We start from the raw sequence: 1,444 nt of genomic DNA, 5'->3' as shown, positions 1-1,444 counted from the left end.
CCCGACTGTGTCTAACGGGGGTGGGGGTTTTTACCCGCCCGCCTCGACCACCTCGGGTAACACCTTCGCGCCGCGGTTTTTTAACACCTTTTGGCCCGGGCCGATCTGGTTTATCGCGCCGACCGACTCCGCCCGGGCCCGGTCGTCGGTCACCACGATCCGCGCCCCGTCCACCGTCTTGAACAGCCGCGCCGTGCGCTCGGGGTCCTTGTAGTAGCCGAGGGGAACCGCACCGGTCTTGGCCAGCCAGCCCTCCTCACCGGGCGCGACGACTCGCCCGTCCGCATCGACGACAACCGCGCCGCGACCGGTCTGCACCCGAGGTCCCCGCGCGGGATTGTCGTCCTTCTGCGCGAAACCGATACCGCCGAAACCGGTTTCGGAGGACCCGATCGAGTCCGAGACCATCGTCGACGGAAACTGCTCCAGCAGCGCGTTCTTCACCGGCTGTGACAGCAGCGCCGCGCCAGAGGCGATCACCAGCAGCGAGGATGCGTCCATCGGTTCGGCGTCGAACGCGTCGATGAGCGGTCGGGCCATGGCGTCGCCGGTGATCACCATGACGTGCGGCCGCTGCGCGGCCACGGCACGCCACACCCGGGCCGGGTCGAAACGCGGCTCGAACATCACCGCATTGCCCGACCACAGGGCGGTGAAGGTGGGCATCATCGCCGCCGCGTGGATCAGCGGCGGCAGCACGAACCAGATACTCGGCACCGCCTGCGCGCCGGTCTCGGACTGCTGGAATTCGTCGCGCACCGGTTCCCCGGAGTAGAAATCGACACCGCCGCCCAGCACCCGCCACATGTCCTCTTGGCGCCACACGACACCCTTGGGCATGCCGGTGGTGCCGCCGGTGTACATCATGAACAGGTCGTCGCCGGTGCGCTGGATCGTAGGCCGGAACGGCTTGCCTGCGGCCAGCAGTGACTCGTATGGGATCGCGTCGGGGGTGGGCGCGCCGAGGAGATCGTCGTCGACGCAGATCGACCGCCGCACGGTCGGGGTGAGCGCGAGGGCGGCGCCGACGGCGTCGGCGTAGGTGGCGTGATACACCAGCACGTCGAGGTCGGCATTGTCGTAGACGTAGGCCAGTTCCGTCGGCCCGTACCGGTAGTTGATATTGATCGGGACGGCGGCCAGTTTGAAGCAGGCGATCAACGTCTCCATGGTCTCGATGCTGTTGTGCATCTGGAAACCGACGTGGGTGCCGCGCCGGACACCGATCCCGGCGAGCTGGTCGGCCAGCCGGTTGGCCCGGATGTCGAGCTCGCGGAAGGTCGTTCGGCGATCGCCCTGGATCAGCGCCACCCGGTCGGGCATGGCGTCGACGGAGTGCTCGAACAGGTCGGCGAAGTTGTTGGCCATGTCAGTCCATCTCTCGGCGAGGGGGCCCCGCACCCGGTGTGGGGGGGGGGGGCGCACACAGAGGGAGGGGCTCACC

At 68.3% G+C, this 1,444-nt stretch carries 1 protein-coding gene; it reads right to left on the bottom strand.

All coding sequences use genetic code 11. The annotated features are described in order from the left end of the window. Positions 1–30 precede the first annotated feature (30 nt). Positions 31–1,368, bottom strand: a complete 1,338-nt coding sequence (locus ACFWPJ_RS31945) for an AMP-binding protein (protein ID WP_378857120.1) — start codon at positions 1,366–1,368, stop codon at positions 31–33. Between the last annotated feature and the right edge of the window lie 76 nt (positions 1,369–1,444).

It is taken from the genome of Nocardia sp. NPDC058497 (assembly GCF_042720195.1).
Taxonomy (GTDB): domain Bacteria; phylum Actinomycetota; class Actinomycetes; order Mycobacteriales; family Mycobacteriaceae; genus Nocardia.
This window is presented reverse-complemented; position numbering and strand designations above follow the sequence as displayed.